Here is a 20,173-nt window from a genome sequence, read left to right on the forward strand (position 1 = left end):
GACCCATGCCCTCATTCGACCTGCGTCTCTCCACACTGCGCGCAGCATATCGCGCGAAGGACACCACGCCTGCGAAGCTCATCGGCGAATTGCGTGCGAAGGCTGCCGCGCTCAACCCCGAGTTCAATCTCTTCATCCATCTGCTGAGCGAAGACGAACTCGCCCCCTACCTCGTCGCGCTCGAAGGACGCGACGTCGATTCGCTGCCGCTCTACGGCATCCCGTTCGCGATCAAGGACAACATCGATCTCGCCGGCATCCCGACGACGGCCGCATGCCCCGCGTTCGCCCATATGCCTGCCGAATCGGCGACGCTAGTCGCGCAACTGATCGCGCTAGGCGCCGTGCCGATCGGGAAGACCAACCTCGATCAGTTCGCGACGGGCCTCAACGGAACGCGTTCGCCCTATGGCAAGTGCAAGAACAGCGTGCATCCGGACTACCCGTCGGGCGGATCGAGCGCGGGGTCGGCGCTTGCGGTCGCGCTGGGCGTCGCGAGCTTCGCGCTCGGCACCGATACCGCCGGCTCGGGTCGCGTGCCCGCTGCATTGAACAATCTCGTCGGCCTGAAGGGAACGAAGGGCCTGCTTTCGACAGCCGGCGTCGTGCCCGCCTGCCGCACGCTGGATTGCGTGACGTACTTCACCGCAACCGCGAGGGAAGCGAGCGAACTGCTCGCGTTGACCGCGAAGGAAGATCCGCGTGATGCCTATAGTCGCGCCAATCCGCAGTTCAATGATGCGACCGCGTTCGGTACGTTGCCGCCGTTTCGCTTCGGCGTGCCCTCGTCGCCCGAGTTCGCCGGATGCGCGGAGAGCCCCGCGCTGTTCGCGCAAGCCCGCGCGGCGCTCGTGGCTGCGGGCGGGACCGCCGTCGAAATCGACTTCGCGCCCTTCGTCGAGGCGGCGAAGCTGCTGTACGAAGGACCGTGGGTTGCGGAGCGCTACAGCGTGGCAGGCGAACTGATGGAGAAGGAGCCGGACGCCGTTCTGCCCGTGATCCGCGATGTGCTCGCGAAGGCGCCAGGCACGACGGCCGTCGACGCATTCCGCGCGCAATATCGGCTACAGGCACTGAAGAAGATATGCGATGCCGTGCTCGACGAGCTCGACTTCGTGCTCACGCCGAGCTATCCGCGTCCCGTGACGCTGGCTGAACTCGGACGCGATCCTATCGGCCCGAATTCGCTGCTCGGCTACTACACGAACTTCATGAACCTGCTCGACTACGCGGCCGTTGCCGCGCCGACCGCGTTCATGAAGAACGGATTGCCGTGGGGCATCACCGTCTTCGGACGCGCATTCACCGACCAGTATTTGCTGAGCGTCGCCGATACCTTGCAGCGCTCCTTTGGATTGCCGCTCGCCGGCGGGGCTTCGCTCGGCGGCGCGGCAGCAATTAAACCAGCGCGCAACGACCGTGTGCGGGTCGTCGTGTGCGGCGCGCATCTCGATGGCTTGCCGCTCAACGGCCAGTTGCGCGCACGCGGCGGGCGCCTCGTCGAAGCGACCGCCAGCGCGCCGCACTATCGTCTGCATGCGCTCGCGGCGAATGAAGGCGAGACGCGTCGTCCTGGCATGGAACGCGTCGCGCGCGAAGGCGCTGCGATCGCGGTCGAAGTGTGGGAGTTGCCGAGCGCCGAACTGGGCTCGTTCCTCGCGGGCATCCCTGCGCCGCTTGGGCTGGGCAAGGTCGAACTCGCCGACGGCAGTTGGGAAACGGGCTTCGTCTGCGAAGGATACGGGCTCGATGGTGCCACCGACATCACGAGCTTCGGCGGCTGGCGTGCATGGCTTGCCGCTGCAAACGCAAGCGCAAGCTGACGCGCAGAAGCGCCCTATGAGTTCGCCGCTTCCACGCCGCTTGCGACGTCGTCCTGCCCTGCGTCGTCGTCCTTGTCCTTGTCCTGGATGTGATCCTTGACGTCCGCCTGATACAGGTCGTGCGTGACCAGCAAGCGATAGAGCGTCACGCGCGAGACGCCGAGCGAACGCGCCGCATCGTTGATGCGTCCGCGATGGCGCAGCAGCGCCAGTTCGATCGCCTGCCTCTGGGCGAGGCTGCGCGCCTGCGAAAGCGATAGTGGAAGAAGTGCGGCGTACTCGCCGAGTTCGAGATCGTCGGCCGTGATGCGCGCGCTCTCGGACATCACGATCGCGCGCCTCACACGGTTGATCAGTTCGCGCACGTTGCCGGGCCAGCCGTAGTTGAACATCGCCGCGATCGCATCGGGGGCGAAGCCGTGCACGCGTCGCTTAGCTTCTCTTCTGAAGCGTTCGAGCGTGTGATTGGCCAGCACTTCGATATCCTTGCCGCGCACCCGCAACGGCGGTTCGTCGATGCGCAGCACGCAAAGCCGGAAGTACAGGTCGGGACGAAAGAGGCCTTCCTGCATCGCTGCGTCGAGATCGACATGCGTCGCGGCGATGATGCGCACGTCGACGTCAGTCGAATCGCGGCCGCCGAGAGGCTCGATCTTCCTCTCCTGCAGGAACCGCAGCAGGTTGCTCTGGCTTTCGAGCGGCAGGTCGCCGATCTCGTCGAGAAAGAGCGTGCCGCCGTCGGCTTCTTCCACGCGTCCGATCTTGCGCTTGTTCGCACCGGTGAATGCGCCGCGCTCGTAGCCGAAGAGCTCCGATTGCAACAGCTCAGGCGGAATCGCGCCGCAGTTCACGGCGACGAACGGCTTGTCGCGTCGCGCGGAACGCGCGTGGATGGCCTTCGCGGTAAGCTCCTTGCCCGTACCGGATTCGCCCGCGATAAAGACGGGCACGTCGGTCGTCGCGACTTTGCGGATCGAACGGTACAGAAGCCGCATCGCGCTGCACGAGCCGACGATTCCGTCCATGCCGCCGGCTTCGCTCCAGTCGCCGTCGTCGTCCAGATGCTCGCCGTGAAGCGACGCCATGCCGTAGGCATGACCGACCGTGTCGACGATGCGGTCCTCGCTCGACGGCACCGTCACGTAGTCGAAGCAATAGTCGCGGATGAGGCGACGCACGGTCGGGTCGTCGCGCTGACCGGCACGCGTCAGCGCGACCCAGCCAATGTTGGTCGATGCGAGCAATGCTTCAAGCGCTGCAGGCGCCTCTTCCGACAGATTCGAAAAGTCAACGAGGCCGCCACCAGGCACCTGCGCCGACACGAAGCCGCTCGCCTGCAGCGGCGTGTCAGCCAGGTCGACATCCCAGCCGCGCGCCTCGAAGCGGGCGCATAGCACACTTGCCGGCTTGCTGCTCCAATAGATCAATCGCCGTCGAGCGTTATCCATTATTCATATCCTATGGTCAACGGGCATGCAGTCCTGCTCGGTTCCTGTCGGGGTTTCGTCAGCCCTCTTGAGGTGCAAGATACCTTCAAACCCGGCGCGCAAGCTTAGCGTCACCTTACGTGGCGCCATCACGCCGCTCGCAGCTTCGTCTGCCCGCTTCCTTTCGTCTCACTTAAGTGACCGCTGCGCCATCTCGACGCCAGCATCTCGTCACCATCTGAGCAATACACTTGGGCCTCGTGGTCGTTCGCGTCCATCCATCGCGCAACGCGCACGTCTTTTCATCCCCCGGAGTTCATCATGAAGACATTGATCCGCGTCGCAGCCGTTGTTCTAGCCGTATCGCCGTTAGTCACATTCGCCCAGTCGGAGCAGCCCTTGACGCGCGCGCAGGTCCGCGCCGAACTCGTGCAACTGGAGAAGGCCGGCTACGATCCCGCGCTGAGAGACCCGTACTATCCGAACAACCTGCAGGCCGCCGAAGCCAAGGTGCAGGCAGGCGACGTCTCCGCCAAGCCCGGCATGACGAGCTATGGTCCTTCGGTAGAAGGCACGTCGGGTTCGGGCACGGCAACGCCCACCACCTCGCAATAAGCGCCCTGGAGATCCACAGGCGTTCCCCCTTCGAAGCTTGAAATAGCGCTCGAAGCGGCTGTGTATCCCAGCTTCGAGACGATGCACGATCCCGGACGGCCAAGGCCGGACCCGTGCGCGCTCGAAGAAAACCGGGCGTTGCCCATTGCATCGCCTGTCGAATGAGCGTTGCGCCGAGCGCGGCAGCCGCTACCTGACCGTTCTGCCATTTTCGCGTCATGTCGGCGTTGGCACCGGCCTTCTAACATAGAGGCTGGTTCGCGCAAGACCCGATCGGGCGCGTCTCTCCCCACGATCGCGCGCCATGCGCCGACCGTCCCCGCATATCACCGTCCGGCAAGGCGCCTTCGTGCGATTCGCCGATGATCCCTTTTTGCCGGATGGCTCGAGCACGCATCAATGTGGATAGTCAACGTTGCGCTGAAGCGGCCCTACACGTTCATCGTGATGGCCATCATGATCATTTTGGCGACGCCCTTCGTCTTGCTGACGACGCCTGTCGATGTGCTTCCCGACATCAACATCCCCGTGGTCAGCATCATCTGGAACTACACGGGGCTTTCGGCGGAGGACATGGCGAACCGCATCACGTCGGTGAACGAGCGCAGCCTCACGACAACCGTCAACGACATCGAGCATATCGAGTCGCAGTCGCTGCCCGGCATCTCGATCATCAAGCTGTTCCTGCAACCGACCGCCAACATCCAGACCGCCATCGCGCAGACGGTGGCCGTCGAGCAGGCACAGCTTCGCCAGATGCCGCCAGGGGCAACACCGCCGCTCGTCATCAGCTATTCGGCGTCGAGCATTCCGGTGATCCAGCTCGGCCTGTCGAGCCCGAAGCTCTCCGAGCAGGACCTGAACGACACGGCGCTCAACTTCCTGCGCCCGCAGCTCGTCACGATCCCGGGCGCTGCCGTGCCCTATCCCTATGGCGGCAAGACGCGCCTCATCTCGGTCGATCTGGATACGCGCGCACTTCTCGCGAAGGGACTCACGCCATCCGACGTGGTGAGCGCGGTGAACGCGCAGAACCTGATCCTCCCGACCGGCACGGCAAAGATCGGCCCGAAGGAATACACGATCAACATGAACGGCTCGCCCGCGACCGTGGCGGGCCTGAACGACATCCCGGTGCGCACGCTCAACGGCGCGACGACCTATCTGCGCGAGGTCGCCCATGTGCGCGACGGCTTCTCGCCGCAAACCAACATCGTCCGGCAGAACGGCCAGCGCGGCGTGCTGATCTCGATCCTGAAGAACGGCAGCGCGTCGACGCTGTCGATCGTCAATACGCTGCATGACCTGTTGCCGGGCGCGCGTGCCGCTTTGCCACCGGACCTCTCGATCACCGCGCTCTTCGACCAGTCCGTGTTCGTCAAAGCCGCCGTGCAGGGCGTCCTGCGCGAAGCGCTGATCGCCGCTGCCCTCACGGCCGCGATGATCCTGCTCTTTCTCGGCAACTGGCGCAGCACCTGCATCATCGCGATCTCGATTCCGCTTTCCATTCTCTCTTCGCTGCTCGCGCTGCATGCGCTCGGGCAGACGATCAACATCATGACGCTCGGCGGTCTCGCGCTCGCAGTCGGCATTCTCGTGGACGACGCGACGGTGACCATCGAGAACATCGAGCGGCACCTTCATCTCGGCACCAACCTGCATGACGCGATTCTCGACGGCGCGGGCGAGATCGCGGTGCCGGCACTCGTCTCGACGCTTTGCATCTGCATCGTGTTCGTGCCGATGTTCTTCCTGACAGGTGTTGCGAAGTTCCTGTTCGTGCCGCTCGCGGAGGCCGTGGTGTTCGCGATGCTCGCCTCGTACGTGCTCTCGCGCACGCTCGTGCCGACGCTCGCAATGCTCCTGATGGGCCACGCCCACAAGCCAAAGGCCGACGCCAAAGCGGGTCTCTTCACGCGTCTCTACAAGCGCTTCGATCACGGCTTCGAGCGCATGCGTGGCGCGTACATCGTCATTCTGAGCAGCCTGCTCGTGCGCCGCCGCGTGTTCGCAAGCCTCTTTCTCGGCTTCTGCCTTCTCTCGGCGGGGCTCGTCTTCGTGCTCGGCGAAGACTTCTTCCCGAGCGTCGATGCGGGCGACATCCGCATGCACATGCGCGCGCCGACCGGCACGCGCATAGAGGAAACCGCGCGCCTCGCCGACGAAGTCGAGAAGGTCGTGCGCCAGGTCGTCCCGCCGACGCAGCTCTCGACGATCCTCGACAACCTCGGGCTGCCCTATAGCGGCATCAATCTTTCGTACAGCAACGCGGGCACGATCGGCACGCTCGACGGCGAGATACAGGTGGCGCTGAACGCGGACCACGAGCCGACCGAAACCTACATCGACAAGCTGCGCGAAATCCTGCCGCAGCGCTTTCCGGGCGTCGACTTCTTCTTCCAGCCCGCGGACATCGTCACGCAGATCCTCAACTTCGGCCTGCCCGCCGCCGTCGATGTGCAGATTTCCGGCACCAACCAGCAAGCCAACTTTCAGGTGGCGAGCAAGCTGATGAAGCAGGTGCGCATGATCCCGGGCACAGTCGACACGCACATCCAGCAAAAGCTCGACGAGCCCGCGATCAACCTGCAGATGGACCGCACGCGCCTGCAGCAGCTCAACCTGAGCGCGAGCAACGTCGCGCAGAACGTGCTCATCTCGCTGTCCGGCAGTTCGCAGACCTCGCCCGGCTTCTGGTTCAACAGCAAGAACGGCGTCGAGTACAACCTCGCGGTGCAGACGCCGCAGTACCAGGTGTCGTCGATCGACGAACTGTTGCGCACGCCGGTTTCAGCGAGCGTCAACGGTCCGACGCAACTGCTCGGCAACCTCGTGCGCCTCAGTCCGCAGAACCAGTTCGCGGTGGTCACGCATTACAACATCAGGCCCGTGATCGATCTGTTCGTGAGCGTCGAAGGCCGCGATCTCGGCAGCGTGGCACGGCAGGTCGACCATCTCGTCGACGACGCGCGCCAGGCCCTGCCGCGCGGCAGCCAGATCGTCGTGCGCGGACAGGTGCAGACGATGCGCAGTTCTTTCTTCGGACTGGGGATCGGCGTCGCGATGGCGATCGTGCTCGTCTATCTGCTGATCGTCGTGAACTTCCAGTCGTGGATAGATCCGCTCATCATCGTGAGTGCCTTGCCGGCCGCGCTCGCCGGCATCATCTGGATGCTCTTTCTCACGGGCACGCATCTCTCCGTGCCCGCGCTGACGGGCGCGATCATGACGATGGGCGTCGCCACCGCAAACAGCATCCTGATGGTCGCGTTCGCGCGCCAGCGGCTGACCGCCGGCGCGCCGCCGCTCACCGCCGCGCTCGAAGCGGGCGCGAGCCGCATCCGGCCCGTGCTGATGACCGCGTTCGCGATGATCATCGGCATGATTCCGATGGCCCTCGGTCTCGGCGAAGGCGCGGAACAGAACGCGCCGCTCGGCCGCGCCGTGATCGGCGGCCTGCTCTTCGCCACGGTTTCCACTTTGTTTTTCGTGCCTGTGATCTTCGCAAGCATCCATAGCCGACTTGCGCGCCGTGAAGCGGCCCGCCACGCCGCCGGTGCCGATGCAAGCAGAGAGCACGCATGAAACGCCAACCTGCGACGGACTGACATGACCGAGAAAACCCATGCATCGCTCGCGATACCCGCGCGCGACTCCGACGAAGGCCACGCGCTGCCGCCTCGCAATGTCGAGTGGCGGCGCGCAAAGATCGCGCTTCTGATCGTGCTCGTCCTGCTCGCGCTCGGTGCGGTGCGCACGGTCGTCGTGGACATGATGCACAGCCGCTCCGTGGCCGCGACGACACAGCAGAACGCCAGACAGTTCGTCAACGTGGTGACCCCGACGCAGACCGACAAAGGCGGCGAAACGCTCCTGCCCGGCACGTTGCGCGGCTTCGTCGAGTCGCCGATCTATGCGCGCGCGACCGGTTATCTGCTGCACTGGTACGTCGATATCGGCACGCGCGTGAAGCAGGGACAATTGCTCGCGGACCTCGATACCCCCGAGATCGATCAGGAACTCGCGCAGGCCGTCGCGCAACGCGACCAGACCAGTTCTAGCCTCGGCCTTGCCAAGAGCTCACTCGAACGCTGGCAGCAGTTGCGCCAGCGCGATGCCGTCTCGCAGCAGGAACTCGACGAGCGCCAGAGCACTTACAACCAGGACGTCGCCAATCTCGCCGCCGCCGATGCGAACGTGCGGCGTCTGCGCCAGCTCGAATCGTTCAAGCGGATCGTCGCGCCTTTCGCGGGCGTCGTCACGCAGCGCAATGTCGATGTCGGCGACCTGATCGATGCGGGCAGCGGCGCGAGCCGCGCCCTCTTCGCGTTGGCGCAGTCGGACCCGTTGCGCGTCTACGTGCAGCTTCCTCAGGCGTATGCGCAGAACGTGAGCGTGGGCCAGCAGGTCGTCGTGACGCAGGCGGAATTGCCGGGCCAGCAATTTCACGGCACGCTCACGCATATTTCAGGCGCAATCGATGTGCCGACGCGTTCGCTGCAGGTCGAAGTGACCTTGCCCAATCCCGATGGCCGCCTGCGCCCCGGCGCGTATGTGCAGGTCGCGCTGCCGGCCGCTGCGCATGCGCGGCTTCTGGTCCCCGGCAACGCGCTCCTGTTCCGCGCAGAGGGCCCGCGGCTCGCGGTGGTCGATGCGAACGGCGAGGTGCATCTGCACAAGATCGACATCGCACAGGACCTCGGGCAGTCGCTTGAAATCGAAAGCGGCATCGAGCCGACCGACAAGGTGATCGTCAATCCGAGCGATTCGATCGCGGATGGCGATCATGTGCTGATCGCCGCACCCCAGCAGAAAGGCAAGAAGGCATCATGACGCGCACCTGTGCAGCGCTTGGCGCGCTGCTTCTTTCGGCTTGCACGCTCGGTCCCGACTACACGGCGCCGCACGCCGACGCGCCGCCCGCGTGGAAGACCGATTCGTACTGGCGGCTCGCCGAACCATCGCATGCGCCGCTCGCGCCCGACTGGTGGCTCGCTTTCGACGATCCGCAACTCGCCGGGCTGGAAACGCAGGCGCTCGCGCAGAACCAGACGCTAGTCGCCGCGAGCGCGCATTACGCCCAAGCCCGGGCCACGCTCGCGAACACGGCCGCACAGCGTCTCCCGGAGATCGATCTGTCGGCACAGGCTTCGCGCGCGCGGATCTCTCGCAACCGGCCGGTCAACAACTACGCCGTGCCGAACAGTTCGACCGTGCAGAACGACCTGCGCCTAGGCCCCACCATCGACTACGACACCGACCTGTTCGGGCGCATCCGGCGTCAGGTGGAGGGCGCGGCGGCATCGGCGCAACAATCGGCCGACGATCTCGCGAACGCACGGCTCGTGCTGACCACCGATCTCGCCACCGATTACTTTTCGATGCGCGAACTCGATGCGGAGATCGACGTGCTGGACCGCTCGGTCGCGCTGCAGCAGAAGGCGCTCGACTATGTGAAGGCGCAGCACGATCTCGGTGCCGTATCCGGGCTCGACGTGCTGCAGCAGCAGTCGCTGCTCGACACGACGCGCGTTCAGGCACGCTTGCTGCACAACCAGCGCGCACAGTTCGAGCATGCGATCGCGGCGCTCGTCGGCGTGCCCGCGCCGCAGTTTGCGATCGAGCCGAAGGTGATCGCGAACGCGGTGCCGCCCATTCCGCTTGGCGTGCCGAGCGACGTTCTGCAGCGACGCCCCGACATCGCGTCCGCCGAGCGTGCGATGGCAGCGGCGAACGCGCAGATCGGCGTCGCAAAGGCCGCCTTTTTCCCGAGCGTCACGCTCAACGGCAGCATCGGCTGGGAGAGCACGCAGTTCGCGAACCTGCTCTCCGCGCCGAGCCTCTTGTGGACGCTCGGCACGATGGCGAGCCAGGTGATCTTCGACGGCGGACGGCGCGCGGCGAACGTCGACTTCGCCGACGAAGGCTACAAGGCCGCCGAGGCGAATTATCGCCAGACGGTACTCAACGCGTTCCAGCAGGTGCAGGATGGCATCGTCGGGCTGTCGGTGCTCGACGGTGCCGCGACAGAGTCGCGCGCCGCCGTATCGGATGCACAGCGGCTGCTGTCGCTCGCTAACGACCGCTATTCGGGTGGCCTCGTCGCGTTTCTCGACGTGATCACCGCGCAGCAGTCGCTGCTCACGAGCGAGCGGCAGGACGTGCAGATCCGCGGACAGCAGATGACCCTATCGGTGTCGCTCGTCAAGGCGCTGGGTGGCGGATGGCAGACGTCGAGCGAGGAGGCATCGCGATGAAAGTACGCAAGCGTGCTCTCCGTAAGGCTCGTATAGTAGTCAACGAGAGCAAGCAGACAAAGAGGCCGGCATGAAAGTCCTGATCGTGGAAGACGAACACAAGGTGGTGGATTACCTGCGCTCGGGCCTGACCGAGCAAGGCTGGGTCGTCGACATCGCACTCGACGGCGAGGAAGGCACGCATCTCGCCACAGAATACGATTACGACGTGATCGTGCTCGACGTCATGCTGCCCAAGCGCGACGGCTTCGCGGTGCTGAAGGCGTTGCGCACGCAGAAGTCGACTCCCGTCATCATGCTGACCGCTCGCGATCACATCAACGACCGCGTGCGCGGCCTGCGCGAAGGCGCCGACGACTATCTTACGAAGCCCTTTTCCTTTCTCGAACTGGTCGAGCGCCTGCATGCGCTCGCGCGACGCACGCGCGCGCAGGAATCCACGCTCATTTCCGTCGGCGACCTGTATGTGGACCTGATCGGCCGCCGCGCGACCCGCGACGGCGTGCGGCTCGATCTCACCGCAAAAGAGTTCCAGCTGCTCTCGGTGCTTGCACGCCGGCACGGTGACATCCTCTCGAAGACGGCGATCACCGAACTCGTGTGGGAAGTCGACTTCGAAAGCCATACGAACGTCGTGGAGACCGCGATCAAGCGGCTGCGCGCGAAACTCGACGGCCCGTTCCGCACCAAGCTGCTGCATACCGTGCGCGGCATGGGCTATGTGCTGGAAGTGCGCGAGGCACGCGAAATGCGTGAAGCGCGCGAGGACCCGAGGCCATCATGAAACGCTCGATCTCCCGGCGCCTTGCCGCGATGTTCGCGGTCGTGGCGCTGTTTGTGTTCACGCTGGTCGGCACCGGCCTCTTTCTGGTGTTGCGTTCACAACTGGAGAATCATCTGCGCGAGTCGCTCGACACGCGCGCCGAGATCGCACGCCTGATCGTGCTGCACGCGTCGACGCCCGAAAAGTGGAAGATGGCGAAGGAAAAACTCGCCGACATCACGCCGCGCGACAGCTCCACGCTGTTCGCCGCATCGAGCGAGGATCCGCGCTTTACATACGGCACGCCGCTCACGGGCAGCGTCCGCAAGCAGATTCCGGGCGGCTACGTGCGGCTTCGTCCGAACGGCCGCGCCTATGACATGCTCACCACCGCGGTCACGATACCCGCCAATGGCGAGCGACCGCCGCTGCAGCTTCAGGTCTCCATCGACTGCTCGCCCAACGTGCGCACGATGCGCGTATTCGGCTTCGCGCTCACGGCGCTGACTGCCCTCGGCACCATCACCGTGCTGCTGCTCAGTTACTCGGTCGCGAGGATCGGACTCGCGCCGCTCACGAGGCTCACGAAAGACGCATCGAACGTAAGACCCAACAACCGCTCGCAGCGTCTGAACACGCGCTCCCTGCCCCACGAACTGGAGGACCTGGCGAAGTCGTTCAATGGAGCGCTCGAACGCCTCGACAGTGCGTACGCGCGACTCGAATCGTTCAATGCCGACGTCGCGCACGAATTGCGCACGCCGGTCACGATCCTGATCGGGCAAACCGAAGTTGCCCTGACGCGCGACCGGTCCATATCCGAATTGCGCCACACACTGCAATCGAATCTGGAAGAGTTCGAGCGCGTGCGCGCCATCATCAACGACATGCTGTTCCTCGCGCGCGCGGATCAGGGCGAGCGGGCCACGGGACTCGTCGAGGTGTCGCTCGCCGGCGAGGTCACGCGCACGCTCGAATTCCTTGAGATACCGCTGGAAGAAGCACAGGTACGCGCGGTATCGAAGGGCGATGCGCGCGCGTTCATCAACACGTCGCTATTCGGGCGAGCGCTCAGTAACCTCGTGATGAACGCCATTCAGCATTGCGCACCGGGCGCGACCATTTCGGTGTCGATTGCGCGCGAACCTGGACGCATTAGCATTGCCGTGTCGAATCCCGGCGAGCCGATCGAGCCTTCGATGCTCGATCATCTCTTCGACCGCTTCTATCGCGCGGAGAGTTCGCGGACCAACAGCCGCGAGAATCACGGGCTGGGTCTTGCGATCGTGAAGGCCGTCGCAGAGATGCATCGCGGCACCGTATCCGCCACGAGCGTGCGCGGCATCAATACGTTCGCGTTCTCGGTGGCGCGCTTCGGCGCCGAAGAGCGGCCCTCGGGACCTCCGCCCGCATCGCCCTCGCAGGCGACTACGACGGGCGCAAGTGCGGGTGCGGGCATGCGCCACCGTTCGGTCGGATAAGCGGCGGGCGCGAGCCGCTTGCGTTCATTCGCAGAAGTATTCGTCGGACGCATTCGACGGCGTCGTCGCCGATGCTTCCTGTAACTGGCTGTACTTGCGATAGGTCTTTCGGTTGACTGTGACGGGCTGCGCCGATTGCGCCTCCATCGTGTCCTTGCGATGCGCATCGACGTTCGTGTTGCTCCACGCGGACATGCGCGGTGACGATGCCGGCTTGCTGGCAGCGGCCATCGACCGGGTGACGGGATTGCCGAACCCGCTCCCCGCGGCATTGCCCAGCGATGCGTGATAGCCCCACTTCGATGTCAGCGTGCTCATGTCGATCTGGCGGGGCGTCCATCCGACGATGGCGGGCCCGTTCACGACCGGCGACAACTCGACCGCGACGATCTGCGTGCCACGGCGTGCGACGAGCAGGCACTTGCCGCCATCGGCGGTTCGCAACGGGACGGCGCCGCTGAACGAGAGCAGCGTGAGCGGGGGCGCGTTGGGCATCGGCTGCGCGCCCGCCGGATTCGCCGCCCACGTGACCGACGTGACCGCGCCCGTGGATACGGTCTGCGCGCTCACACTTGCCGCTGCGAGCGTCGACAGCAGCATGAGCATCAGACGACTCTTCATACGGTGCCTCGAAAGGAAAACAAGGGTTGGCCTTTCCGGTCCATCAACAACGGCCAACCCTAAAATGGGAGAAGGCGCCACCAGCTATCCTTTCTCCACGGCGCAAGTTGCCATTGCACCTCTCTCTTGCACATCGGCCTCTTACTTGACGAGCGACACTTCTATCTTGCTGCTCTCAAGCGGCAGCACCCTCACGTCCGCCACTTCATTCTGCTGCGGCCTGGCCGGAGCGGGATCGGCTTTCGGAGCGGCCTTCGTCGCATCAGGCGCGGCCTGCGTCTTCATCGAGACCGTCGGGTCGTTTGCCGCCGTCATCGGCAGGCCGAGGCGCGCGCGAACCAGCGGATCGCGATACTTTTCGTCGTCGGAGAGGACGGCGCCTTCGCCCGACTTCGCGAGCGGGGTGGTGGTGCCCGGGCACAAGTGGCCCGTCGCTTCCACCGCGCGGCGGTTCGCATCGCTCTGGCACAGAAGCGCGAGGGCCACGTCGGTGAGACCCATCGCTCGGAATTCGCGCGCATCGAGGCGTCGCACGCAGGCCTGATCGACCATCGTCGTGCCACCGGTCGCGCCGAAGCCCGTCACGGAGATGCCGAAGCTCGCCGATCCCATGCAGGTGTCCGAGAGCGTCGTCGTGAGTGACGGCGCGGCGATGGCCGGCGTCGTGCGAACGGAGTACGAACTCTGGTTGTAGTCGACGGTGGCGCGCGTGTCATACGGGCTCGTCCCGGGCGTCGTCGCGGCCTTGCTCGTGGCATCGGTGCCGCCCGTCGTGCCCGTCGTGCCTGCCGTACCCGTCGTGCCCGAGCCATTCACGCCCGTCGTCGCCGCGACGTTGGACGTGCTGCTGGTCGTGCTGTTGGATGCGGTCAGCGAAGGCATGGTGAGCGAGATGTTCACGTTCGACGTGCCACCGGTAGCGTTCGAGCGGCCGCCCGATGCATTGGCGCTGCCGATGCCGCCGATCGACGACGAATTGGAATTGGTGGTGGCCGAGGACGTCGCCGACGTCCCGATGTTGTTCAGGCTCGATCCGCCGCCCTGTCCGACGCCCACCGACGACGATCCGGACGTCGAGCCCGATGACGAATTGGCGGTCGTGTCCGCGTGCGCCGCCTGCGTGACGCAAAACAGCACGGCGCATGCAATATGCAATGTGGTCTTGTTCATTGTAGTTCTCCGGAAAGAAAGGGGAGCGTCACGCTCGTGCGATCCCTTGGTGCAGCCTGGAATTGTTATGGTTCAGCATTCATGTTCAGCGGCGAGGCGGAGCGGCGGTCGTTGCATCGACACGCCGTCTGCCGCCTCGTTCCGGCGGCGAAGCGACGCCTCGCGCTTTAGCGCCAGCCGCGGCCGAGCGAGCTCCAGGCGTTGGCTGCGGCGTCCGCACCCGAACCGCCCGTCGCAGACGACGTGCCGTGACCGAAGCCGCCCGCGTTCGACGTGTTGATGTGGCTCGTCGTGGCGTTGGTGCCGTTGCCGGTCACGCCGAAACCGTTGCCGGACACTGCTTGCGCGTTCGCGTTCGACATGCCGTAGTCGCTTGCAGTGAACGAACCGAAGCCCCTCACGGCGGCAGAGGTCTCGCCACCCGACGAAGACGTCGAGGTCGAATTCGTGCTCGTGCCAGCGACGGCTACGACCGAGAAGAGCGAGAACAGTGCAGCAGCGATCATCGTGCGTTTCATGATTTGCATTCCTTATTGATATGAAAATTATCTGTCTGTTATTGACTCACATCCAAACCGATTTCATCCTCCCGATCGGCTCATGACACTATCGGCCATGTAGCCGCGCGGAAGCAGCCTCGCGGCTCAGCGCCAGCCGCCACCGAGCTTGCTCCAGGCATTCGCTGCAGCGTCGGCGCCCGAGGTGCCGCCCGCTTTCGCGCCGCCGAAGCCCACGCCGCCTGCCGACGTCGTGTTGATGTGACCGGTCGTGGCGTTGGTCGTGTTGCCCGTGCTCTGGTAGCCCGAACCGGCCGTTGCCGTGGCGTGGCCGTTGGCGGCGCCTGCGTCGGTCGCGCTGAAGTGGCCGAAGCCGATCACGCCGGCAGCAGTCGAACCGCCCGAGGTCGAGCTGGAGCTCGTGCTCGTGCCCGTTGCAAAAGCAGCGACGGATGCGAGCGAGAGAACGGCTGCAACGATCAGATTGCGTTTCATGGTGTGTCTCCTTGGTTTGATGGCGCACGGTTATCCAGCTACATCGACGCCGATATGTAGCAGGTACAGCGAAAAATTCGTCGGATCACGTCGGGGCGTGCAGGCGCCATCGACCGGAATGCTTCGTTATCTTTAACGATGCTCCGAACGAGGCGGCACAGCCTGAAACGAGCTGCGCGTCAGGGACGCGCGGATGCTATATGGGGGTCTGGAAAGATGGCGTAAGCAGCGAGGCGAAGCCTTGCATCGACGACCGAAGCGTCGTAAGCGCGCGTGGCGGCCAGGCCAGCGGTGCTCTTGTTGTTCTGTGCGTTCTTCATCACTATCCCCGTAGCATCTGGTGCCGATGCTTTCAAGTAGGTTCGTTGTTTTCGCGTTGTTCCTACGTTTTGGGTGACTGTACGGAAGACGCACCGCGTCAAGCGTTAGGCATCCAACACTAATCCTCACATGTGATTTCTTCGCGTAAGGATGCGTTCGGGAGCGCTCATTCGTGGTGCACGATGAGGCGGAAAACCGCTAAAAACAAGGGTTTTCGCTGATTCGGCGGGGTTTTGCCGACCGCTTTTTGCGGTGAAGAAAAGAGAACGCCCGGCGCGTTTGTCCGGGCGAGGGGGAGAGGTGCCGAATCAGACCGTACTCAGGCGCGCCATTTCCGTTTCGACGATCAGCTTCTTCAACTCCGGCACACACGATCCGCAATTGCCACCGGCCTTGAGGCACGACGTGACCTCGGCGGCGGTCTTCAGTCCTTTCTCGCGAATCGCGGCGCAGATCGTATTGCGACCGACGCCGAAGCACGAGCACACCGTCGGCCCGGTATCGACACCCTTGCCGATGGGCTGGCCAAGCAGCAGGCCTATCCGGTCCTCGTCGTCGAGTTTGTCCTTCCCAAAGAGCCCCGAGAGCCACGCGCGCGCCGGCAGATCCGGGCGGTCGGAAAGGAACACGCAACTCTCGATGCGGTCGTCCACGACATGCACCGCGCGGTACACGCCCGCGGAACGGTCCTCGTATTCGAGCCAGTCAGCGTGCGGATCGCCGACGCGAAGCGCGGTGCGCGCCCATTCGCGATGATCGTCGGTGCCTTCGAAGTGGCGGCGTCCCGCGATCTCATGGCGCACGAGCTGCGTGCCCTGGATGCGCGTCCAGTAGGTGATGTCATCGAGAAGCGGTGCCGTGCGGGTCAACGCGAAGCCGTGCCACGACACATGGAACTTCTCCACCGCAACCGGCGTGTGCTTGAACTCCGGCTCGCCTGAAACCGGATCGACTGCGGGGTTCACGACGGCCCCGATGCGCGCGTCTGAAGCAACCTGGTCGTTCCAGTGAATCGGCACGAAAACGCTGCCGCGCGACATGCCGCCGCCGTGCTGCACGCGCGCCACCATCGAGCCCCAGCGGCTCGAAACACGAGCGAGTTCGCCTTCACGCACACCGCATGCGAGCGCGTCCTGCGGATGCATGTCGATGAACGCCTCGCCGATGTGACCTGCCAGTTTCGCCGACTTGCCCGTGCGTGTCATCGTGTGCCACTGGTCGCGCACGCGGCCCGTATTGAGCACGAGCGGATAGTCGTCGTCGACTGCGTTGGCGGGGGCGCGCGGCGGCGTCGCGATGAAGCGTGCGCGGCCGTCGGCATGACGATAGCGCTTGTCTTCGAAGAGACGCGGAGTGCCTGCGTCGCCGTGCTTGAACACCGGCCACTGGATCGGCGCGAGCGAATCGTAGCGTTCGCGATCCATGCCCGTCAGTCCGCCCAGATTGAACGCACGCGGCAATCCTTCATCGTCGTTGCGATGAGCACTGAGCCGCGCATGCTCGTCGAAGATCTCGTGCACGCTTTCGAAATCGAAGCCCGCATGACCCATCCGGCGCGCGACATCGCAGATGATCCGCCAGTCCGCGCGTGCCTTGCCGGGCGCCGGCAGAAACGCGCGCTGGCGCGAGACGCGGCGCTCGGAGTTCGTGACCGTGCCGTCTTTCTCGCCCCAGCCGAGCGCGGGCAGCAGCACGTGCGCGAACGCATTGGTATCGGTGTCTTCGGTGATGTCCGAGCTCACCACGAGTTCGCACTTCGCGAGCGCCCGCTTCGCCTGCTCGCCATCGGGCAGGCTCACCACCGGGTTCGTCCCCATGATCCAGACGGCCTTGACGCGACCCTCTTCCATCGCGTTGAAAAGATCGACCGCCTTGAGCCCGGGACGCTCGGCAATGGCGGGCGAATCCCAGAAGGTCTGCACCAGTTCGCGATGCGCGGGATGATCGAGCTCAAGGTGAGCGGCAAGCATGTTCGCGAGGCCGCCGACTTCGCGGCCGCCCATCGCATTGGGTTGTCCGGTGAACGAAAACGGCCCCATGCCAGGCTTGCCGATGCGTCCGGTCACGAGATGGCAGTTGATGATGCTGTTGACCTTGTCGGTGCCGGCCGTCGACTGGTTCACGCCTTGCGAATACACCGTCACCACGCGCTCGGTGCGTGCGAACAGGCGATAGAACTCCAGCAGGTCGTGCGCATCGATCTTGCAGGCCTTCGCGGTCTGGGAGAGGTCGAAGCCGTCGGTCGCCGCGAGCGCCGCGTCGAAACCGGATGTGTGCGCATCGACGAAGGCGGCGTCGGTCGTGTCGTGCTCCGACAGAAACGCGAGAAGGCCGTTGAAGAGATTGACGTCGGTGCCCGCTTTCAACGGCAGGTGCAGGTCCGCCATTTCGCAGGTCGCGGTATAACGCGGATCGATCACGACGATCTTCAGCTCCGGCCGCTTCTCCTTCATCTTCACGACGCGCTGAAAGAGAATCGGATGGCACCATGCCGTGTTCGAGCCGACCAGAACGACGAGGTCCGCGAGTTCAAGGTCCTCGTAGTTGACGGGCACGATGTCTTCGCCGAACGCGCGCTTGTGCCCCGCCACCGACGACGACATGCAAAGCCGCGAATTCGTATCGATGTTCGCGCTGCCGATATAGCCTTTCATCAGCTTGTTCGCGACGTAGTAGTCCTCGGTCAGCAACTGGCCCGACACGTAAAGTGCGACCGCATCGGGGCCATGCTGGTCGATGATCCGCTTGAACGTATTCGCGACCGTGCCGAGCGCGTCGTCCCACGACGTGGCGTGCAATGCGCCGTCACGCGCATCGCGCAGCTTCGGCTCCAGGAGGCGTCCTTCGAGCCCAACGGTTTCGCCGAGCGCCGAGCCTTTCACGCACAGTCGCCCGAAATTGGACGGATGCGTTTCGTCTCCCGCGATGTCGGGCTGGCTATCTTCGCGCGGGGTCGCGCGCACGCCGCAGCCGACGCCGCAGTATGGGCATGTCGTGCTCACGCTCGCGCGAGCAGGAGCCGAAGTGATGGGGATGACAGGAAAGCTCACGGTGTTTTCCGGTTCAGGCGGGCTGCGCCTCGCAAAGCGTCTTGCCGAACAGCAACTGGCTGCGCAGCTTCGAAATGTCGGTGCGGTTCTGGATCAGGTCGAAATACCAGCCGCCGTCCTTCACGTCGCCATACAGGACGGCGCCGATCACGCGGCCGTTTTCGAGCACGAGACGCTTGTAGATGCCGCGTCGCGGATCGCGCAGCACGAGGTCCTCTGTACCGGGGCCGCCAATGAATTCTCCCGCTGAGTATAGATCGACGCCCGTCACCTTGAGCTTGGTGGCGGTCGCGCGCTGCACATAGCGACGATGGCCCGCGCCCGCGAGATGCGCGCCCGCGACGCGCGCCTGATCCCAGATCGGCGCGACGAGACCGAACGTCGCTGAGCGATGCTGCACGCATTCGCCCACTGCATAGACGCGCGGATCGTAGGTCTGCAGCGTATCGTCGACGACGATCGCGCGGTCGCAATGCAGGCCCGAGGCTTTTGCGAGCGCCACGTTGGGCCGAACGCCCGCGGTCATCACGACGAGGTCGGCGGGAATCTCGCGGCCATCGGCAAAACGCACGGCCCTCACGCGATCCGGGCCGACGATTTCCGTCGTGTTCGCCGCGAGTTCGAAGCGCATGCCCTTCGCTTCAAGCGAGCGTTGCAGGAGCGTCGCTGCGCTTCGGTCGAGTTGCCGGTCCATCAGCGCGTCGGACACGTGTACCACTGTCACCGACATGCCCTGCCGTTGCAGCCCGTTCGCTGCTTCGAGCCCGAGCAGCCCGCCGCCGATGATCACCGCATTGCGATGGTCGCGCGCGGCGGCGAGCATCGTCTCGACGTCCTGGATGTCGCGAAACGCGATCACGCCCGGCAACTCGTGTCCCGGCACCGGGATGATGAACGGCTTCGAGCCGGTCGCGATCAGCAGGCGGTCGTAGCGCGCCTCGACGCCCTTCTCCGAGCGCACGATGCGCCGCGCGCGATCGATCCCGACGACGGGGTCTCCTGCATGCAGTTCGATGCCGTTCTCCGCATACCAGTCGCGCGTGTTGAGAATGATGTCTTCGACGCTCTTTTCCCCCGCGAGCACGGGCGAGAGCAGGATGCGGTTGTAGTTGCCGTAGGGTTCCGCGCCGAACACGGTGATGTCATAAAGATCCGGCGCGAGCTTGAGCAGTTCCTCGACGGTGCGCATGCCTGCCATGCCATTGCCGATCACGACGAGTCGCAGGCGTCGCAGCGCCGTGCTGCCCGCGCTAGAGCCTGAGCTGGCGATCGCCGCTGCGTGCTCGATCTTCATGCCGCGACCCACACCTTGCCGCCGGATACGCGCGTCGGGTATGCCGCGACCGAATGCTCGCGCGCTTCGAGGCACTCGCCGGTGCGCAGGTCGAAGTGCTGCTTGTAGATCGGCGAGGCGACGACGATGCGCTCGCCCAGGCTGCCGATCAGGCCGCGTGAAAGCACGGAAGCCTTTGAGTTCGGATCGAAGTTGTCGATTGCGTAGACCGCGGGTTCACCGGTCGCGACGTGAAAGATGGCTATCTGCGCGTCGTTGATCAGGGCGCAGACGCCCGTGTCGGGGACGATTTCCGAGAGGTCGCAGACCGGGGTCCACGCTTGATCGAGGCGTTCGGCGTTCATGGTCGGGGTTTCCTT

General features: G+C 64.7%; 15 protein-coding genes. 7 read left to right on the top strand and 8 right to left on the bottom strand.

The window, feature by feature from the left end; translation table 11 throughout:
• The first annotated feature begins 5 nt into the window (after window positions 1-5).
• Window positions 6-1,823, top strand: a complete 1,818-nt coding sequence (gene atzF / locus AWB81_RS16170; protein WP_062637080.1) for an allophanate hydrolase — start codon at window positions 6-8, stop codon at window positions 1,821-1,823.
• 14 nt (window positions 1,824-1,837) lie between these two features.
• Here atzF and AWB81_RS16175 read toward each other — a convergent pair whose 3' ends face one another.
• A complete protein-coding gene (locus tag AWB81_RS16175) occupies window positions 1,838-3,271 on the bottom strand; it encodes a sigma-54 dependent transcriptional regulator (RefSeq protein ID WP_087135016.1) in 1,434 nt (477 codons plus the stop codon).
• 300 nt (window positions 3,272-3,571) lie between these two features.
• On the opposite strand from AWB81_RS16175, the gene AWB81_RS16180 reads away from it, so the two are divergent.
• From AWB81_RS16180 to AWB81_RS16205, 6 genes are all read left to right on the top strand, one after another.
• Window positions 3,572-3,865, top strand: coding sequence for a DUF4148 domain-containing protein (locus AWB81_RS16180; RefSeq protein WP_062637082.1), 294 nt, complete (start codon window positions 3,572-3,574; stop codon window positions 3,863-3,865).
• 399 nt (window positions 3,866-4,264) lie between these two features.
• Complete coding sequence (locus tag AWB81_RS16185; RefSeq protein ID WP_062637083.1) at window positions 4,265-7,450, top strand: efflux RND transporter permease subunit; 3,186 nt, start codon at window positions 4,265-4,267, stop codon at window positions 7,448-7,450.
• Window positions 7,451-7,474: 24 nt separating this feature from the next.
• Window positions 7,475-8,698, top strand: a complete 1,224-nt coding sequence (locus AWB81_RS16190; protein ID WP_062637086.1) for an efflux RND transporter periplasmic adaptor subunit — start codon at window positions 7,475-7,477, stop codon at window positions 8,696-8,698.
• On the top strand, window positions 8,695-10,122 hold the full coding sequence (locus AWB81_RS16195; protein ID WP_062637088.1) for an efflux transporter outer membrane subunit: 1,428 nt from the start codon (window positions 8,695-8,697) through the stop codon (window positions 10,120-10,122). The genes AWB81_RS16190 and AWB81_RS16195 overlap by 4 nt, the downstream gene beginning before the upstream one ends.
• Before the next feature lie 70 nt (window positions 10,123-10,192).
• Window positions 10,193-10,906 carry a heavy metal response regulator transcription factor gene (locus AWB81_RS16200; protein ID WP_062637091.1) on the top strand — a complete coding sequence of 238 codons (714 nt, stop codon included), beginning with the start codon at window positions 10,193-10,195 and terminating at the stop codon, window positions 10,904-10,906.
• Complete coding sequence (locus tag AWB81_RS16205; RefSeq protein ID WP_062637093.1) at window positions 10,903-12,366, top strand: heavy metal sensor histidine kinase; 1,464 nt, start codon at window positions 10,903-10,905, stop codon at window positions 12,364-12,366. The genes AWB81_RS16200 and AWB81_RS16205 overlap by 4 nt, the downstream gene beginning before the upstream one ends.
• 24 nt (window positions 12,367-12,390) lie before the next feature.
• Here the strand turns inward: AWB81_RS16205 and AWB81_RS16210 are convergent, their stop codons facing one another.
• From AWB81_RS16210 to nirD, 7 genes are all read right to left on the bottom strand, one after another.
• Window positions 12,391-12,987: a hypothetical protein gene (locus AWB81_RS16210; RefSeq protein WP_062637095.1), complete on the bottom strand. Its 597-nt coding sequence runs from the start codon at window positions 12,985-12,987 to the stop codon at window positions 12,391-12,393.
• A 141-nt stretch (window positions 12,988-13,128) separates the two neighbouring features.
• Window positions 13,129-14,157 carry a hypothetical protein gene (locus tag AWB81_RS16215; protein WP_062637097.1) on the bottom strand — a complete coding sequence of 343 codons (1,029 nt, stop codon included), beginning with the start codon at window positions 14,155-14,157 and terminating at the stop codon, window positions 13,129-13,131.
• A gap of 167 nt (window positions 14,158-14,324) precedes the next feature.
• Window positions 14,325-14,675 carry a hypothetical protein gene (locus AWB81_RS16220; RefSeq protein WP_200822511.1) on the bottom strand — a complete coding sequence of 117 codons (351 nt, stop codon included), beginning with the start codon at window positions 14,673-14,675 and terminating at the stop codon, window positions 14,325-14,327.
• 126 nt (window positions 14,676-14,801) lie between these two features.
• Window positions 14,802-15,149 carry a hypothetical protein gene (locus AWB81_RS16225; protein WP_062637101.1) on the bottom strand — a complete coding sequence of 116 codons (348 nt, stop codon included), beginning with the start codon at window positions 15,147-15,149 and terminating at the stop codon, window positions 14,802-14,804.
• 629 nt (window positions 15,150-15,778) lie between these two features.
• Window positions 15,779-18,520 carry a nitrate reductase gene (locus AWB81_RS16230; protein WP_062637103.1) on the bottom strand — a complete coding sequence of 914 codons (2,742 nt, stop codon included), beginning with the start codon at window positions 18,518-18,520 and terminating at the stop codon, window positions 15,779-15,781.
• Between the two features lie 13 nt (window positions 18,521-18,533).
• Window positions 18,534-19,814: an NAD(P)/FAD-dependent oxidoreductase gene (locus tag AWB81_RS16235; protein ID WP_062637105.1), complete on the bottom strand. Its 1,281-nt coding sequence runs from the start codon at window positions 19,812-19,814 to the stop codon at window positions 18,534-18,536.
• Window positions 19,811-20,158: a nitrite reductase small subunit NirD gene (nirD, locus tag AWB81_RS16240; RefSeq protein WP_062637107.1), complete on the bottom strand. Its 348-nt coding sequence runs from the start codon at window positions 20,156-20,158 to the stop codon at window positions 19,811-19,813. The genes AWB81_RS16235 and nirD overlap by 4 nt, the downstream gene beginning before the upstream one ends.
• Between the last annotated feature and the right edge of the window lie 15 nt (window positions 20,159-20,173).

Source organism: Caballeronia arationis, assembly GCF_001544975.2.
Taxonomy (GTDB): Bacteria; Pseudomonadota; Gammaproteobacteria; order Burkholderiales; family Burkholderiaceae; genus Caballeronia; species Caballeronia arationis.

Excerpts from the sequence above, each read along its gene's own strand:
- AWB81_RS16180 (WP_062637082.1), top strand. The coding sequence starts at position 3,572 with ATGAAGACATTGATCCGCGTCGCAGCCGTTGTTCTAGCCGTATCGCCG.
- AWB81_RS16185 (WP_062637083.1), top strand. The coding sequence starts at position 4,265 with ATGTGGATAGTCAACGTTGCGCTGAAGCGGCCCTACACGTTCATCGTG.
- AWB81_RS16200 (WP_062637091.1), top strand. The coding sequence starts at position 10,193 with ATGAAAGTCCTGATCGTGGAAGACGAACACAAGGTGGTGGATTACCTG.
- AWB81_RS16215 (WP_062637097.1), bottom strand. The coding sequence starts at position 14,157 with ATGAACAAGACCACATTGCATATTGCATGCGCCGTGCTGTTTTGCGTC.
- AWB81_RS16225 (WP_062637101.1), bottom strand. The coding sequence starts at position 15,149 with ATGAAACGCAATCTGATCGTTGCAGCCGTTCTCTCGCTCGCATCCGTC.
- AWB81_RS16235 (WP_062637105.1), bottom strand. The coding sequence starts at position 19,814 with ATGAAGATCGAGCACGCAGCGGCGATCGCCAGCTCAGGCTCTAGCGCG.
- AWB81_RS16175 (WP_087135016.1), bottom strand. The coding sequence starts at position 3,271 with ATGGATAACGCTCGACGGCGATTGATCTATTGGAGCAGCAAGCCGGCA.
- AWB81_RS16205 (WP_062637093.1), top strand. The coding sequence starts at position 10,903 with ATGAAACGCTCGATCTCCCGGCGCCTTGCCGCGATGTTCGCGGTCGTG.
- AWB81_RS16210 (WP_062637095.1), bottom strand. The coding sequence starts at position 12,987 with ATGAAGAGTCGTCTGATGCTCATGCTGCTGTCGACGCTCGCAGCGGCA.
- AWB81_RS16220 (WP_200822511.1), bottom strand. The coding sequence starts at position 14,675 with ATGAAACGCACGATGATCGCTGCTGCACTGTTCTCGCTCTTCTCGGTC.
- atzF (WP_062637080.1), top strand. The coding sequence starts at position 6 with ATGCCCTCATTCGACCTGCGTCTCTCCACACTGCGCGCAGCATATCGC.
- AWB81_RS16190 (WP_062637086.1), top strand. The coding sequence starts at position 7,475 with ATGACCGAGAAAACCCATGCATCGCTCGCGATACCCGCGCGCGACTCC.
- AWB81_RS16195 (WP_062637088.1), top strand. The coding sequence starts at position 8,695 with ATGACGCGCACCTGTGCAGCGCTTGGCGCGCTGCTTCTTTCGGCTTGC.
- nirD (WP_062637107.1), bottom strand. The coding sequence starts at position 20,158 with ATGAACGCCGAACGCCTCGATCAAGCGTGGACCCCGGTCTGCGACCTC.